The sequence below is a fragment of the Metallibacterium sp. genome (assembly GCF_054637675.1).
The window spans coordinates 16097-31613 of sequence record NZ_JBTSRB010000014.1 but is presented as its reverse complement, the minus strand read 5'-3'; the positions used below and the strand labels follow the sequence as shown (position 1 = coordinate 31613).

At 69.7% G+C, this 15517-nt stretch carries 13 protein-coding genes; 2 read left to right on the top strand and 11 right to left on the bottom strand.

Annotation, left to right across the window (positions count from 1 at the left end; all coding sequences use genetic code 11):
- Nucleotides 1-72 precede the first annotated feature (72 nt).
- The 4 genes from ACYDAT_RS06665 to ACYDAT_RS06650 form a co-directional block, all read right to left on the bottom strand.
- The gene (locus ACYDAT_RS06665; protein ID WP_461449135.1) at nt 73-3246 is read right to left on the bottom strand and encodes a VPS10 domain-containing protein; all 3174 of its coding nucleotides are present in this window, start codon (nt 3244-3246) and stop codon (nt 73-75) included.
- 473 nt (nt 3247-3719) lie between these two features.
- Nucleotides 3720-4970 carry a heme biosynthesis HemY N-terminal domain-containing protein gene (locus tag ACYDAT_RS06660; protein WP_461441530.1) on the bottom strand — a complete coding sequence of 417 codons (1251 nt, stop codon included), beginning with the start codon at nt 4968-4970 and terminating at the stop codon, nt 3720-3722.
- Entirely contained in the window at nt 4967-6010 is a 1044-nt protein-coding gene (locus ACYDAT_RS06655) for a uroporphyrinogen-III C-methyltransferase (RefSeq protein ID WP_461449133.1), read from the bottom strand. Before ACYDAT_RS06655 ends, ACYDAT_RS06660 begins: the two co-directional genes overlap by 4 nt.
- 85 nt (nt 6011-6095) lie before the next feature.
- Complete coding sequence (locus tag ACYDAT_RS06650) at nt 6096-6908, bottom strand: uroporphyrinogen-III synthase (protein ID WP_461440381.1); 813 nt, start codon at nt 6906-6908, stop codon at nt 6096-6098.
- Between the two features lie 72 nt (nt 6909-6980).
- Between ACYDAT_RS06650 and ACYDAT_RS06645 the strand changes: the two genes are divergently transcribed.
- Nucleotides 6981-7478: a YiiD C-terminal domain-containing protein gene (locus ACYDAT_RS06645; protein WP_461449131.1), complete on the top strand. Its 498-nt coding sequence runs from the start codon at nt 6981-6983 to the stop codon at nt 7476-7478.
- An 8-nt stretch (nt 7479-7486) separates the two neighbouring features.
- Entirely contained in the window at nt 7487-7912 is a 426-nt protein-coding gene (locus ACYDAT_RS06640; protein WP_461440383.1) for a hypothetical protein, read from the top strand.
- Between the two features lie 7 nt (nt 7913-7919).
- Here the strand turns inward: ACYDAT_RS06640 and ACYDAT_RS06635 are convergent, their stop codons facing one another.
- The 7 genes from ACYDAT_RS06635 to ACYDAT_RS06605 are packed head-to-tail and all read right to left on the bottom strand — an operon-like array spanning nt 7920 to nt 15396.
- Nucleotides 7920-8429, bottom strand: coding sequence for an NADH-quinone oxidoreductase subunit B family protein (locus ACYDAT_RS06635; protein WP_461440384.1), 510 nt, complete (start codon nt 8427-8429; stop codon nt 7920-7922).
- A 6-nt stretch (nt 8430-8435) separates the two neighbouring features.
- The gene (locus ACYDAT_RS06630; RefSeq protein ID WP_461440385.1) at nt 8436-10010 is read right to left on the bottom strand and encodes a hydrogenase large subunit; all 1575 of its coding nucleotides are present in this window, start codon (nt 10008-10010) and stop codon (nt 8436-8438) included.
- 8 nt (nt 10011-10018) lie between these two features.
- Complete coding sequence (locus tag ACYDAT_RS06625) at nt 10019-11494, bottom strand: hydrogenase 4 subunit F (RefSeq protein WP_461440386.1); 1476 nt, start codon at nt 11492-11494, stop codon at nt 10019-10021.
- On the bottom strand, nt 11491-12195 hold the full coding sequence (locus ACYDAT_RS06620) for a formate hydrogenlyase (RefSeq protein ID WP_461441527.1): 705 nt from the start codon (nt 12193-12195) through the stop codon (nt 11491-11493). The genes ACYDAT_RS06625 and ACYDAT_RS06620 overlap by 4 nt, the downstream gene beginning before the upstream one ends.
- Nucleotides 12192-13148, bottom strand: a complete 957-nt coding sequence (locus ACYDAT_RS06615; RefSeq protein ID WP_461440241.1) for a respiratory chain complex I subunit 1 family protein — start codon at nt 13146-13148, stop codon at nt 12192-12194. Before ACYDAT_RS06615 ends, ACYDAT_RS06620 begins: the two co-directional genes overlap by 4 nt.
- Nucleotides 13133-15124 carry a hydrogenase 4 subunit B gene (hyfB, locus tag ACYDAT_RS06610; RefSeq protein WP_461440242.1) on the bottom strand — a complete coding sequence of 664 codons (1992 nt, stop codon included), beginning with the start codon at nt 15122-15124 and terminating at the stop codon, nt 13133-13135. Before hyfB ends, ACYDAT_RS06615 begins: the two co-directional genes overlap by 16 nt.
- Nucleotides 15121-15396: a helix-turn-helix domain-containing protein gene (locus ACYDAT_RS06605; RefSeq protein ID WP_461449129.1), complete on the bottom strand. Its 276-nt coding sequence runs from the start codon at nt 15394-15396 to the stop codon at nt 15121-15123. The genes hyfB and ACYDAT_RS06605 overlap by 4 nt, the downstream gene beginning before the upstream one ends.
- Between the last annotated feature and the right edge of the window lie 121 nt (nt 15397-15517).

Sequence of the window (15517 nt, the reverse complement as noted above, 5' to 3'; positions counted from 1 at the left end):
GGCGAGTCTAGGCGGAATTCGGTGTTGGTGTTGGCTGGGCCGGCGGCACGCTGCGGCCGGCCCAGCCGCGTTTCAATCGTGGACCGGCGCGGCGCCGGCCGCGTGCAGGCTGGCGTTGAGCGTGGCCAGCTCGGGACCACGCAAGCGCTGCCAGCGCGCCAGGGTTTCCCGCAGGGTCGCGTGCGCCAGGCGGAAGCCTTGCTCGGCATCGATGGTGGGCGGCACGTCGGCGTTGTCCACCGCGTGCTCGAGGCTGTCCATGCGCGCGGCCAGCGCGGTCAGGCTGTCGAGGTGCGTGGGCGGCGTGCCCACCGAGTTCGACGGATTGACAGCGGGGATGTCGCTGAGCGCCGCGAGGCGCGCACGGAATGCGCTCAGCGCGGTCGCCTGCGCGGCGGGCAGCGTGGCGCTGACCTGAGCGAGCGTTTTTTGCAGGCGCGCGGCGCCACGCAGCGCGCTGGCCAGCTTGGCGCGATCGGTTTCGATCGCCTGCGCCAGCTTGAATTGCGCGGCGTAATCGGCGGCGCTCATGCCACGCACGCGCGGGTCGGGCAATACCGTCAGCGGCTGCGTGGTGCGCTGGCCGTCTACGTCCAGTACCACGCGATATGCGCCCGGCGCGGCCCATACGCCATCGCTCCACACGCCGTGTGGGGCCAGCGCCGCGGGCGCCGCCCAATGCAGATTCCACACGAAGCGGTGCATGCCGGGCGTGGTCGCCAGCGGCGTCGGTTGCTGCACCCACACCGGCGCAATCTGGATCTTGGCGAGGTCGATGCCGGGCAGCGCGGCGCTGCTGCTGTAGCGGCGCACCACCTGGCCGGCGGCATCGAGGATGCTCAGGCTCACCACTTTCGCTGGCGTCTTCAGCATGTAGTCGATGTACGCACCGCTGGGCGGATTCTTGCCACGCGGTTCGCTCAGTGGCAGTGGCGTGCCGGCGAAGCCCAGTGGGCGCACGCGATACGCCACCGCCGGTGCGAACAGATACGTCCCGGGCGCGGCGACCGCGGCCGCCATCTGCCGCAGCGGGGTGATGTCGTCCATGATCCAGAAGCCGCGCCCATGCGTGGCGATCACCAGATCGTTGTCCTTGACCAGAAGATCGCGCACCGAGGTCACCGGCAGATTCTGCTGCAGTGGCTGCCAGTGATCACCGTCGTCAAAGGACACGAACACGCCGAACTCGGTGCCGGCGTAGAGCAAGCCCGGGGTGACCGGGTCAACCGTGACCACGTTGACGAAATCGCGCGGCGGGATACCGTGGGTGATCGCTTGCCAGGATTTGCCGCCGTCGCGCGTGCGGTAGATGTACGGGCGGAAATCGTCGAGACGGTGACGGTCGATGGCGACGTAGGCGACCTGCGCATGGCGCGGCGAGGGCGCGATGCCGGCCACCTTCGACCATGGTGTCAGTTCGGGTGGGGTGACGTTGTTCCAGTGCGCGCCGCCGTCGTGCGTGACCCACAGCAGACCATCGTCGGTGCCGGCCCAGATCAGTTGCACATCGCGCGGTGAGGGCGCGATGCTGTACACCACGCCGCGGCGTGGCCCGGCGATCGGGCTGTCGGCCGCGGTGCTGGCATCAAGATTGGCTGGAACGGCGGGATCGGCGCGGGTCAGATCGGGGCTGATCGGCGTCCAGTGCGCGCCGCCGTCGAGGGTGCGAAACACGCGCTGATTGCCGAAGTACAGCGCCCTGGGTTGTGCCGGCGAGAACACCAACGGCAGCGTCCAGGTGGCGCGATACAGCCCCGGCCAGGCCAGGGTCGGATTGACCGATTGCGTCTGCTCGGTACGCTGGTCGTACTTGTCCACCGAGCCGCCGTAGGTGTTGCCGAAGATCAGATCGGGATTGTCCGGATCGACCGCGATCTCGCCGCTTTCGCCGCCCGCGGTCAGCTCGTGGAACTGCATCATGCTGATGCCGTCCACGCCGTGTTCGCTCTGGCTGGGCAGGCACACCGCGCCGGAATCCTGCTGCGCGCCACACACCCAGAACGGAAAGCGGTTGTCGGTGGTGACGTGATAAATCTGCGCGGTCGGCTGGTTGTACCAGCTCGACCAGGTCTTGCCGCCATCGATGCTGACCACTGCGCCCTGATCCACGCCGAGAATGCGGTGCGCCGGATCGCGCGGATCGATCCACAGCGTGTGGTAATCGTCGCCGCCAGGCGCGCCCTTGACCGGCACGAACACCTTGCCGCCGTCGACGGATTCGTACAGTGCGGTGTTGGCGGCATAGATCACATTGGCGTCGCGCGGAGCGACGGTGATGCCGCCGAAATACCAGCCGCGCTGCCAGATGCGCACGTCGGAACTGACGTGCGTCCAGCGGGCGCCGCCGTCGTCCGATCGATACAAACCGCCGGCCTTGGCATCAACCATGGCGTACACGCGCTGCGGATCGGATGGCGCCACGGCGATGCCGATGCGCCCCGGATTGGCGGCGAAGCCGTGCGCGGGCGAGCTGATCTCGTGCCAGTGCGCGCCGCCATCGGTGGATTTGTACAGCCCCGAGCCGGGGCCGTTGGACGGCGGGTACACGTTCCACGGCGGGCGCCGCGTCTGCCACAGCGCGGCGTAGATCACCCGCGCATCGCCGGGCTGAAAGGCCAGATCGATCGCGCCGGTGTTGACGTTCTTGTACAGCACCTTGTGCCAGGTCTTGCCGCCGTCCGTGGTCTTGAACACACCGCGCTCGGCATTGGGGCCGTAGGGATGCCCCAGCGCGGCGACGTAGACGATGTTCGGATCATGCGGATCGACCAGCACGCTGCCGATCGCCTGCGTGTGCTCGAGACCGATGCGCGTCCACGTGCGCCCGGCGTCGGTGGACTTCCACATGCCATCGCCCATGGCGATGTCCGAGCGCATGTCGGCCTCGCCGGTGCCGACATAGATCACATCGGGGTTGGACGGTGCCACCGCGAGCGCGCCGATCGAGCCGACGGGTTCGGCGTCGAAGATCGGCGTCCACGTGCGCCCGGCATTGTCGCTGCGCCACACGCCGCCATCCACCGCGCCGAAGTAAAAGCGCTGCGGGTGCTGCGGCACGCCGCTGACCGCCAGCACGCGCCCACCGCGAAACGGCCCGATCAGGCGCCAGTGCAAATCCTGGAACAACGCTGGCGCGACCCGCGTGGGGCCGGGCGCTGCGGCAGGCGCCGCCATGGCCGGCGCGCCACTCGCGGCCAGCGCCGTGAGCACAGTCAACGCCAGGGTCTTGCCGATCGATGTACGCATGAGTCGGTTCCCGAATGAGGCGTGCGGCACGCCCGGATAGTCAACGCCACGTCGCATCCTGCGCGCGGCGAACCCGTGATCTGGAATGTTTCGCCAAGATTTGGACTCGCGTACCGCGCACAAGTTTCGTGCGCGACGCGCTCAAGTACGCGGGATCCGGGATCCGGGGGTGGCGCGGGACTCGCGGCGCGGGACATGAAGCAAGGCCGTCGCGCTACTTGCCCATCCGCGTCATCCCCTGGCGCGCGCAGCGCAAACCGGGGATCCAGCGCTCTGTGGCGTCGCCTTGAACTGGATACCCGCGTTGGGCGCGCGACCCTGGACCATGGAGCGAGCAGGCCTGGCCTTGATCCGCGATGCGAAGCAGGGCGCAACGCACGCGCCGCGCGGGCCCGGAGATGCTTCGCTGCGTTCAGCATGACAAAGCGCAGGATCGCGCCACCGCCGCGCTTGGATCATTCCCCGAGTCCCGGCTATTCCGGCAGCCGCGGCAACCCTTGCTCATCACGCTGCTCGACCGCGATCGGTCGCGTGTTCATGCGCCCCGTGTCGCTGAGCGGCTGACTGGCTTCGCCCTGGCTCAGGCGCAGCGCATTGTGCAGCGCGCGGCAGGCATCGGCATGCTGGCCGAGGGCTTGCAGCGCCGCCCCCAGCAGTTCCCAGGCGCGCGCGCTCGGCGCCAGACCCAGCGCGCGCTCCAGCGCTTCGCGCGCGGCGCCGGGGTGATGCAAGCCGAGCTGCAGATGACCGATGGCGGCCAGCAGCGCGGCATCATTGGGATGCGCCTCCAGCCAGCGCTCGGCGTGCTGCAGCCGCGCCGGCAAGGTGCTGGGTTCGCCCAACTCGGCCCAGGCGTCGAGCAATTGCGAATCCCACTGCCGCGCCAGCGCGGTTTCGATCTCGTCCATGGCCGCCAGACCGGCGCCGAACTGCGCGGCGCGGCGCGCGTAGGCGGCAACCACGCCGGGCGGGCGCCGCTGCGCGCGCGACAAATCGGCCCACAGCGCGTTGATCGCGCCGGCGCCGTTGGCCTCGGCGATGGATTGCGCCAGTACGCGCGCTTCCAGTTCGGCGTAGGCGTTGGGGCTCAGCGCGGCGCTGGCGCGCAGCGGCTCCAGCGCGCTGCGCGCGCGATCGGTGCGGCCGGCGGCCAGCGCGGCCTCGACCAGTTCCACCCAGCCGGCCGGCGGCAGTTGCTGGCTTTCGGCGGCGGGCACCAGCAGCGCGAGGGCTTCCTCGGCGCGGCCTTCGTGGCGCAGCACGCGCGCGCGCAGCACACGCGCGGCGCGCGGCGCCTGCTGGCTGGCCTCGTCCAGTGCCTCCAGCGCGCGCTGTGCCTCGCCACGACGATACGCTGCCTCGGCTTCGGCCAGCAGCGCGGGCGCGCGCAGCGGCCCGAAGCGCGCGGCGCGGGTCAGCGCGCGCTGGGCATCACCATGGCGGCCTTCCATCAGCGCGATGAGACCCTCGGAAAAACGCTTGCGACTCATGCGCCGGTGATGCCGCGACATGGCCCCGAACGGCCAACGCAGCAGGCGCCACGCCAGGCCCAGCGCGATCCACAGCAGCAGGATCAGCAGCGCCAGCGCGACCACGGTGCTTTCCAGTTGCCAGCCGTGGAAACGCAGCAGCACGTAGCCGGGATCACTAGCCAGCGCGTGCCAGCCCAGCGCCGCGACCAGTGCCACCAACAGCAGCCACAGCACCCAGCGCCACAGTTTCATCGGGGCGTGTTCCGTGCCGGCGCGGGCGCACTTGGCGGCGGCGCGCGCAGGGTTTCCAGCGCGCGCAGACGGCGCAGCTCGGTGAGCGTGGCGCCGAGCTGCGGCAGCGGCGCAGTGGGCAGCGGCTTGAGCGCATCAAGTTGCGCGCGGAAGCTCCGCGCCGCCGCCGAGGTCAGATCAAAGCGTGCTTGCAGCAGGGCGCGCGCATCGCTCAACGCGGATTGATAGGTGGTGCCGTTCCAGGCCAGCAGCGCCTCCTGCGCTTGCGCCAGATCCAGCGCCAGCATCTCGTGCAACAGGTCGGAGCCGGCACCGGACAGTGGTGCCTGATCGATGCGGCGGATGCGCACCAGTCCGGCCAGCGCATGGCCGATGCGCGTCAGCATGCCAGCCTGTGCGGATGGCGCGCGTGCGCTCGGCGCCAGCGGCAGTTGCCACACTTGCGCGCGCAGCGTGGCCAGCGTGCCCAGTTGTGTCGCGCGCGCGGTCGGCTGCAATTGCTCCAGCGCGGTGCTGGCGGCGGCGACCTCACTGCGCAGCGGGGCGTACACCGGCGCATCCACGCCGCTCAGTGCCTGTCCGGCGAGGCGTGTGGCGTCCAGCGCACCAGCGGCATCGTGAAACAGGCTGTAGCGCTCCTGCGCCATGCGCAGCAGAAACTCGGCTTCGTCCAGACGCAGCGCCTGGGTGCCACCGTTGCGGCTTTCGGCCAGACCGGCCAGCGCGTCCTCCAGCGTGCGCGTGCGCTCGCGCAGGCCGAGCAGCTCTTCGCGCAAGGAGCGATTCACGGCGGCGGCATCGTCCAGACGCTGGCTCAGTCCGCCACGCTCTTGCTGCAAGTCGCCCAGGGCATCCTGCAACGTGCTGATGCGTTCGTTCTGGCTTTGGCTCAGGCTCAGCGCCTGCCGCGCGGCGTGATTGGTCTGCCGCAATTGCCACAGCGCCGCGCCGAGCAGCAGCACGGCCAGCACCGGCAACAGCCACAGCAGGCTGCGCCAGCGGTTGCGCGCGGGGTGCGCGGGAATGTAGGCGTCGTCCATGGTGGAATGCTAACAGCAGCGTCGTTGTGGCTTGGTTGTAGCGAGTTGAATTTTTACAAGTCAGCCGTGTTGGCGCACTGGGCCGTCACGCGCCACCGCCGCGCCGCCGTGCATGCACCGCGCAGGCGCCGGCCAGCAAGTCGGCGGACAGCGCCGAGCGGGCTTGATGCACTTGCGCGAAACCTGCGGCGCGCGCAGCGGCCGCCACGCGCGCGCTGCTGGCGATGACGGTGCCGGCCAGCAGCCGCGCGCGCGCTGCGGTGGGCAGGGATTGCATGAGATGCGCCAGTGCTTCGCTGCTGGACAGCAGCACGTACAGCGGCGCGCGCGCGCGTTGCAACGGCAGCAGATGGCGCCGATCCAGGCGCGCCGGCAGGCGTCGGTACACCTCGGCGCGCAGCACCTGCGCGCCGCGCGCGGCCAGCGCCTGTGGCAACAGCTCGCGCCCGCCTGGCGCGCCAATCAAGCCCACGCGCAGCGGTGGCGGTCGTAGTGCGGCCAGCGCCAGCAGACCTTCGCTGTCGGCACGCGCGGGAGTCTCCACATCGAACACGCCGTGGCGCCGCAGCGCGCGCGCCGTGGCCGCGCCCACCGCCAGTACGCGCGTGCGCGGCGCCGCGATCAACGCGTTCAAATGCGCCGCGGCACGCACCGCGGTGGGCGAAACGAAGATGCACAGCGGTGCGCGCAGTGCCGCGCGCAGTGCCGCGCGCGCAGCCGCGGCATCGGCTGCCGGCGCCAGACGCGAGCCTGGCAGCAGCAGCGCGCGCCCACCCAGCGTGCGCACGCGCCGCGCCTCGCTCTGCGCGCTGCCGGCGGCGCGCGTCAGCACCAGCGTGGCGCCATGCAGGGACGGGTGCGATGGCTTCGCGGCGGCATCGAATGCAGGGGCTTTCATGCGCAGCGATGCTAGCGCAGCCCTCGTGTTCCGGCTTGTGGCAACCGCGCTTGCCGGTCAGACTCGCCGCCCATGAATGCCCAACTGCACGATTCCGCCAACCTTGCCAGCGCCGATGGCGCGCTGGCGCGCCTGATCGCGCGCATGCGCGCCGAGATTCCGCTGGCCGCCGCCTTGGAGTTGCCGCCGGGCGCGCGCGCCCACGGCATGCTCGGCCTGCGCGCGCCGCTGGCACCCAACATCAACGACAAGGGCTGCGCCTTCGGGGGCAGTCTGGCATCACTGCTGACGCTGGCGGGCTGGGCGCTGGTCGAGCTGGAGCTGGAAGCGCGCGGACTGCATTGCGAGGTGTTCGTGCAGGACTCCACGTTGCGCTATGTGGCGCCGGTGTGGGGCGAGTTGCACGCCGTCGCGCAACTGGACGAGGGCGCGCACTGGGATGATTTCTTCGCCACGCTGGCCGCGCGCGGCAAGGCGCGGCTGCAGATTCGCGCCAGCGCCGAAAGCGCCGGTGAATCGGCTACGCTGCTGCAGGCGCGCTACGTCGCGCGTCTGCCGCGCTCGACCTGAGGATCGCCATGCGCCTGCGCCCACTGCTCGTGCTCGCCTTGTCCACCGCGCTGCTGACCGGTTGCGCCACCAATCGCCGCGCCGATGCACTGCAAAAGGCCCTCGACGGCTACTCCACGGCGCTGCGCTGGGACAGCCTGGTCGCGGGCGAAGCATTCATCGAGCCGAAGCTGCGCAGCGAGCATCCGCTGAGCAAGTTCGAGATCGCGCGCTACGCGCAATTGCGCGTCGCCAGCTACGAGGTGCAGGGCACGCTGCCGGGCACGCCCGATACGTATCGGCAGGTCGTGCGGATCGCCCTGATCAACCGCAACACCCAGATGGTGCGCAACATCGCCGACAAGCAGACCTGGCGCTGGGATGCCAAGGACAAGCACTGGTGGCTGGTGTCCGGTCTGCCCGACGTCACCCAGGGCGATCAGCGGGGCAATTGAAGCGCGCTCAGCGCACGCGCCCCAGCGCCGCCAGCAGGCCGCGCAACAGCACCGCGGGCGTGGGCGGGCAGCCGGGAATGCGCACATCCACCGGCAGCACGTTTTCCACCGCGCCCAGGCTGGCGTAGGAGCAGCCGAACTCGCCGCCATCGCAGGCGCAGTTGCCGGCGGCGATCAGCAGATGCGGTTCGGCCATGGCCTGCCAGGCATCCAGCAGTGCCGCCTGCATGTGGCGGGTCACCACGCCGGTGACCAGCAGCGCGTCGGCGTGGCGCGGCGAGGCCACGAAATGGATGCCGAAACGCTCGAGGTCGTAGTACGGATTGCCCAGCGCCTGCACTTCCAGCTCGCAGCCGTTGCAAGAGCCGGCATCGATGTGGCGGATCGCCAGACTGCCGGCGAAGTGCGCGTGCAGCGTGCGCCGCACCTCGATGCCCAGCGCCTCGAGCGAGGTCGAGGTGTCGAGCGGCTCGGTCAGGTTGCCGGTGCGGGCGATGCGGTTGAGGATGCGCAGCATGGACGTTTACAGATCGTGGCCGGCGTAACTGCCGTTGATGGATTTGTTGCATACGGGAAAGTCCGGAATGATGTTGCCTGGCAACAGGCGCTCCAGCGCCGGCCAGTTCAATACGCCGGGGTCGCGCGGCGCATAGCAAGTCACGCGACCCAGCGCGTCCAGGCGCACATACGCCACGGTTTCACCGCGCCAGCCTTCGACCAGACCAAGACCAGTGCCGCCACCCGCGGGGGGTGCCCATGCCACCATGGTCGCGCCTGCGGGCAGATCATCAAGCAGCGCATCGAGCAGATCGAGGGCGATGCCGATTTCATCCAGGCGCACGCGCAGGCGCGCGACGACATCGCCCTGCGTGTACACCGGTACGCGCACGCTGAGCCGGTCATAAGGCGCGTAAGGCGCATCGCGGCGCAAATCCAGATCCTGACCCGAGGCACGGGCCACATAGCCGAGGCAGCCGAGCGCGCGCGCGTCGGCGGCGTCCAGCACGCCGGTGCCAACCAGGCGGTCGTCCAGCGAGGGGTGGTCGAGCACGATGTCGATCAGCGGCCGCAACACCGCGCGCAACGCGGTGTGATCCGCGCGCAAGCTGGCGATCGCGGAAGCATCCACATCCCCGCGCACGCCGCCCGGCGTCAGCACATCGAACAGCAGGCGATGCCCGAACAATTCCGCGCTGCGCCGCTGCCAGCGCTCGCGCAGCGCGCCGAATTGCACGTGCGCGAAGCTGAAACCGACGTCGTTGGCGATGCCGGCGGCATCGCCGAGATGATTGGCCACGCGCTCACGCTCGGCCAGCACCGCGCGCAACGCCAGCGCACGCGCGGGCGGCGTGATGCCCGCCGCGTGTTCCAGCGCCATCGCCGCCGCCCAGGCGTGCGCCACCGCGCTGTCGCCGCTGACGCGCGCGGCCAGGCGCAGCAGACCCGCCGCGTCACGCCCACAGGCGATGCGCTGCACGCCGCGGTGCACATAGCCGAGGCGCAACTCCAGTTGCAATGCCCGCTCACCCACGGTGGCGAAACGGAAATGCCCCGGCTCGATGATGCCGGCATGGATCGGGCCGACGGCCACCTCGTGCACGGCGCCACCGGCCACGCGCGCGAACGGGTAAGTGGTATCGGCCGGGGTGTGTGCCGGTGCTGGTGTCGGCGCCGCCAAGGGATAGTCGTCCTCGCCCCAGGCTTGATGTCGCAGCCAGCGACGGGGGTCGGGATGGCCAACGAAGACCACGCCCAGCAGATCGTGCCAGCCACGCTCGCCGCGCGCGGCCCCGGCGAAGTGCGGCGTCAGGCTGGGCAGGGCCGGGTTCGCGCTGTCGAGTTCGGCGCGTAGCAGCAGGTAATCGCCGCCATCGGCGAACAAGGCCAGCCCCTGCCATGGCTGCGCACCGTGGTCGATCCATAGTGCGGAGAAACGCGCGCCCAGCGTCACCAGCGCCACCGCCGCGGTGGCCCAGTCACTTGCCCGCAGTTGCAGCGTGCGTGCTGGCGCCAGCGTGGCGGCATGCGCCGCGTGCGGCGGCGCAACGCTGCCCGGCAGCGCGGCGCGCAGGCGCGAGAGCAGGGTTACGTCGGCCATCGCGGTGCTCACAGCAGCGGCCTCCCCGAGATCAATAGCGTGGCCTGATCCAGCCAGTGCGCAAGCACGCCCGGAATGGCGATGCCGAGTACCAGCACCATGGCCAGTTGCAGGATCACCGGCAGCATGTTGGCGCGCACCGGGTACTGGCCTGGCGGCGCGGCGCCGAACACCATGGGTTGCACCGCGCGGAACAATCCGGCGAGCGCCACCAGCAGGCCCAGCACCAGCAGCGGCGTCAGCCACGGCCACGCTTGCATCGTCGCCACCAGCAGCAGGAACTCGCTGGTGAAGATGCCGAATGGCGGAAAGCCGGCGATCGCGACCACGCCCAGCAGCAGGCTCCAGCCCACCGCCGGCTGGGTGCGGATCAGGCCGCGGATGCGCTCGATGCGCTGCGAGTGCGCGATGTGCGTGGCATGGCCGACGCTGATGAAGATCGAGCTCTTGGTCAGCGAGTGCACCAGCATGTGTAGCAGTGCGGCGAAAGTGGCCAGCGGGCCGCCCACGCCGAAGCCGAAAGTCATCAAGCCCATGTGCTCGATCGACGAGTAGCTGAAAAGTCGCTTGATGTCGCGGCGCTTGTGCAACGAGATCGCCCCGACCAGGAACGTCAGCAAACCGAAGCCCATCAACAGGTGCCCGGCCAGTTGCGGTGAGCTGCTGTGCACCAGCGCGGCGTCGGTGAGCATCTTCATGCGCACCACCGCGTACAGCGCCACGTTCAGCAGCAGGCCGGACAGCACCGCCGACATCGGCGTGGGGCCTTCCGAATGCGCATCCGGTAGCCAACTGTGCAGCGGCACCAGGCCCACCTTGGTGCCGTAGCCCACCAGCAGGAACACGAAGGCCACCACCATCACGCGCGGCTCCAGGTGCGGCGCGATGGCGTACAGCGTGCTCCAACTCAAGCCATTGGCGCCCGGTGGCAGCGCGTGCTGCGCGGCGAAATACAGCGCCACCGTGCCGAACAACGCCTGCGCGATGCCGACGCCGCAGAGGATGAAATACTTCCACGCCGCCTCGATCGCCGCCGGCGTGCGGTACAGCGACACCAGCAGCACCGTGGCCAGCGTGGCGCCCTCCACCGCGACCCACAGGATGCCGAGGTTGTCGGTGGTCAGCGCCAGCAGCATGGTGAACAGAAAACCCTGATACATGCTGTGGTACAGGCGCATGCCGTTGCGGCTGACGCGTTTTTCCTCGCTGTGCACGTAGTACATGTACGGGCGCGAGAATATCGCCGTGGTCAGGCCGACGAACGCGGTCAGCACCACCAGATAGACATTGAAGGCATCGACGCGAAACGAGTCTCCCGCCAGGCTGCCATGCAGCAACACTTCGATCGCCAGCCCCAGTGCGCCGACCAGACTGAGCGCGCACAGCGCGAGGTTGAGCCAGCCGGCCAGCGTGACCCGCGGCAGCGCGGCCAGCAGCAGCGCGCCAGCCAGTGGGGTGAACACGGTCAGCAGCAGCCAGATCATCGTGGCGGCTCCGTGTCGTCGTCCTGCTCGACACTGGAGGCAAGCTGGCTGAGGCGGTCGATATCCAGGGTGTCGATGCTGTCCTTGATCTGCAGGAAGAACACGCCGAACAGCACCATCGCCACCAGCACGTCGAAGGCCACGCCCAGCTCCACCACCAGCGGCATGCCGTGGGTGCTGGCCACCGCGGCCAGGAACAGACCGTTCTCGATGGCCATGAAACCCAGCACCTGCGCCAGCGCCTGCCGTCGCACCACCATGGTCAGCATGCCCAGCAGCACGATGGCCAGGCTGATCGCGATCACGTTGCGCGTGGCCGAGTGCTCGAATTGCGCCACCGGCGCGGCCACCCAGTCGGCGAACACCACGATCGCCGCGCCGGCCAGCAGGGTCAGCGCCGGGTAGGGCAGCGGATCGGCCTGGCGTTCCAGCGCCAGGCGCCGCACCAGGCGGTGCAGCATCCACGGAATCAACAGCACCTTGAGTACGAAGGTGATCGCCGCCGAGATGTACAGATTCACATCGCCGCTGGCGGCGCCGGTCAGCGCCGCGACCGCGGCGACCAGCGCGCCCTGCCAGGCGAACACGTGGATCGCCGACAGCAGCCGCGATTGCGCCAGCAGCGCGAAGGCGCTGAACAAGGCCATCGCCGCCAGCACCAGCACGGCCTGATCCAGCAGCGGCAGCGCGCTGAAGTTCACAGCGCCGACTCCAGGATCACGTGGCTGAACAGTCCCAGCAGCGCCAGCAGGAACGCCATGGCCAGGAACCCCGGCACGCGGAACAGGCGCATCTTGGCCAGTACCGTTTCACTGACCGCGAGCAGCGCGCCCAGCACCGTGAGCTTCAGCGCCAGCGCCGCGAGCGCGCCCAGCAGCGTCAGCGGGGTCAGGCGCGTGGCCAGCCCCCAGGGCAGGAACAGGTCCACGGTCAGCACCGCGAACAGCGCCAGTTTGAGCTGCGCCGCCCACTCCATCAGCGCCAGATGGCGGCCGCTGTATTCCAGCAGCATGCCCTCGTGGATCATGGTCAGTTCGAGATGCGTGCTGGGGTTGTCCACCGGAATGCGCCCGCATTCGGCCACGCCCACCAGCAGCAGCGCCGCCAGCGCGAACATGTACGAGGGCCGCAGCACGCTGTCGCCGGCCAGCGTGCTGGCGGCCATGCTGGCGAGGTTGGTGGTGTGCGTGGTCATCGCCAAGGTGAACACCACCAGCAGCAGCGCCGGTTCGGCGAAGGTCGTCACCAGCATCTCGCGCGAGGCGCCCATGCCGCCGAACGGCGTGCCGGCATCCAGCCCGGCCAGCGTCAGCATGATGCGCGCCAGACCCAGCAGGCCGATCAGCGCGATCGCATCGGCGACGCGCGCGCCGGGCAGCAGCGTGCTCAACACCGGCAGCGCGGCCGCCGCCAGCAGGGTGGCGGCAAACACCACGTAGGGCGCGATGCGAAACAGTGGCGAGGCGGTGCGCGCCAGCACGGCTTCCTTGCCCAGCAGCTTGCGCAGTTCGCGATAAGGGGTCAGCAGGGGCGCGCCGCGACGATTCTGCAAGCGTGCCTTGACACGGCGTATCCACGCCACCAGCAACGGTGCCGCCGCCAGCAGCAGCAGCGGCTGCAACAGCGCGGCAGTCAGGGTCAGGACACGATCCACAACAACACCAGCAGAGTAATGAGTGACCAGGCCAGATAACGCCGCACGTGCCCGGCCTGCATGCGCCGCGCGAGGTCGGCGGCGCGATCGGTCAGTGCGCCCAGCGGCAGGTACAGCCGGCGCCAGGCGCGATCGCCAATTTCAAGTTCGTAACGCCCCGGTGTGACTTGTTCGTGCAACGCATACAGCGGCGCGAACACGCGCCGCTGTGGCTGCGCGAAACCGGCCGCGCTGTATTGCATGCGCGGTGTCGGCGGCGCAAAGCCGCAATCCCATGGCACGGTGCGGCGCACCGCCGCGCGGCGTCGCGGGCGCAGCAGGGCCACGCCCAGCGCGCCGACGATCAGCAGTACCGCGAGGATCGGCAGCGGTGAGTAACTGGCCGCGCTCGGGCTGATCGGCGTCAGCCACAGCCAGCCGTCGCCAGCGACCGTGGCACCGGTCAACTGCGTTGCGGCGCGCGCCAGCAGGCCCAGCACCGGACCCGGCAGCAGCGCGGTGATGGCGATACCCAGGATCAGCAGCGCCTGCCCGGCCAGCATGCCGCGGCCGACCTCGTGCGCGCGCCGCGCCTGGCGCGAACGCGCGCGGCCGAGGAAGGCCGTGCCGAAGGCGCGCACGAAGACGGCCGCACCCAGCGCCGCGGTCAGCGCCAGCGCCGCCGCCGCCAGCGGCACCAGGATGCGCAACAGGCTGTCGTGCAACTGCCACGCCTGCAGTGCCGCCTGAAACGTCAGCCACTCGGAGACGAAGCCGTTCAGCGGCGGCACCGCCGCCATGCCCAGGCAACCGATCAGGAAAAACCAGCCGGTGCGCGGCATGCGTCGCAACAGGCCGCCGAGGTGATCGAGGCTGCGCTCGTGCGCGCCATGCAGCACCGCGCCGGCGCCGAGAAACAACAAGCCTTTGAGCAGCGCGTGATTGAGCGCCTGGTACAGCGCGGCCACCAGCGCCAGCGCCGCCAGCGCCGGATGCCCCGCGGCCTGGAAGATCTGCGCCAGCCCCAACGCCAGAAAGATGATGCCGAGATTCTCGATGGACGAATACGCCAGCAGGCGCTTCAGGTCGGTCTGCTGCAATGCGAACAGCACACCCAGCACCGCGCTGCCGCCACCGACCAGAACCAGGGTCACGCCGAAACCCCACTGTGGCGGGCCGAGCAGATCGAACACCACGCGCAGGAAGCCGTACAACGCCACCTTCAGCATCACCGCCGACATCAGCGCCGAGATGTGCGAGGGCGCGGCCGGATGCGCCTCGGGCAGCCACACGTGCAGCGGCGCCAGACCGGCCTTGGTGCCGAAACCCAGCAGCGCCAGCGCGAAAGCCACCGTTGCCCACAGCGCATCGGGATGCGTGGCGCGCATCACCGCGAAGGAAAAACTGCCGCTGGCCGCGGCCAGCACGCCGAAGGCCAGCAGGATCGCCAGTCCGGCCACGTGCGCCAGCAGCAGATACAAAAACGCGGCATGGCGGTGCTCGGCCTGCTCGTGCTGGAACGCCACCAGAAAATACGAGGCCAGCGACATCAGCTCCCACGCCACCATGAACAGGAAGGCATCCGCCGCCAGCAGCACGCCGAGCATGCCGACCACGAACAGGGCGGTGAACACGCCCAGCGCGGCCAGCGAGTCACGCCCGTTGCGAAACTCACGCGCGTAACCGGGGCCGTACACGGCCACTGCCAGCAGCACGGCGCCAAGGATCAGCAAAAACACCCCGGCCAGCGGATCAACTTGAACTTGCCACGGCAGCCACGGCAAGCCCAGCGGCAGTACCGCATGGTGCACACCGCCAAACCACAGCGCGTCGATGCCGGCGCCGAGGGCAGCCAGCGCGCACACGCCGAGCAGCGGAAAGCTCAGCCACGACAGCACCCGCGGCCAACGCGCCGCGGCGGGACTGACGGCCGCCGAAGCCAGCGCCGCGAGCACCGCGACGCCGGCCAGTGGCAGCGCGAGTGCGTCGAGCATCATGGCAAGGCAGGCTCCGACGTGGCTGGCTGCGACTTCAGGCGCACGCCACGTCCGCCGCCGCCGCTGGTCTGGCCCTCGCTGATCAGCTCGATCCCGCTGCGCTCCAGCGCTTCAATCAGCTTCATCAGCGAATCCACGGTGCCGCGCACAGTGCCGTCGCTGGCCTCCATGCGCTGGATGGTGGGCACCGACAAGCCGCACAGCTCGGCCAGTTGGCGCTGGTCGAGGCCCAGTAGCGCGCGCGCGGCGCGCAGTTGTGGTGCGGTTATCACGCATCAATCATGATGTTAAATACGGTAGAGATGATATTTCAAACATTATTCGTGCCGCAACTTCCAGCGCCAGCAACCGTGCGCATTTCATTGAAGTTTGCGCGCCACGCGCGCTTTCGGC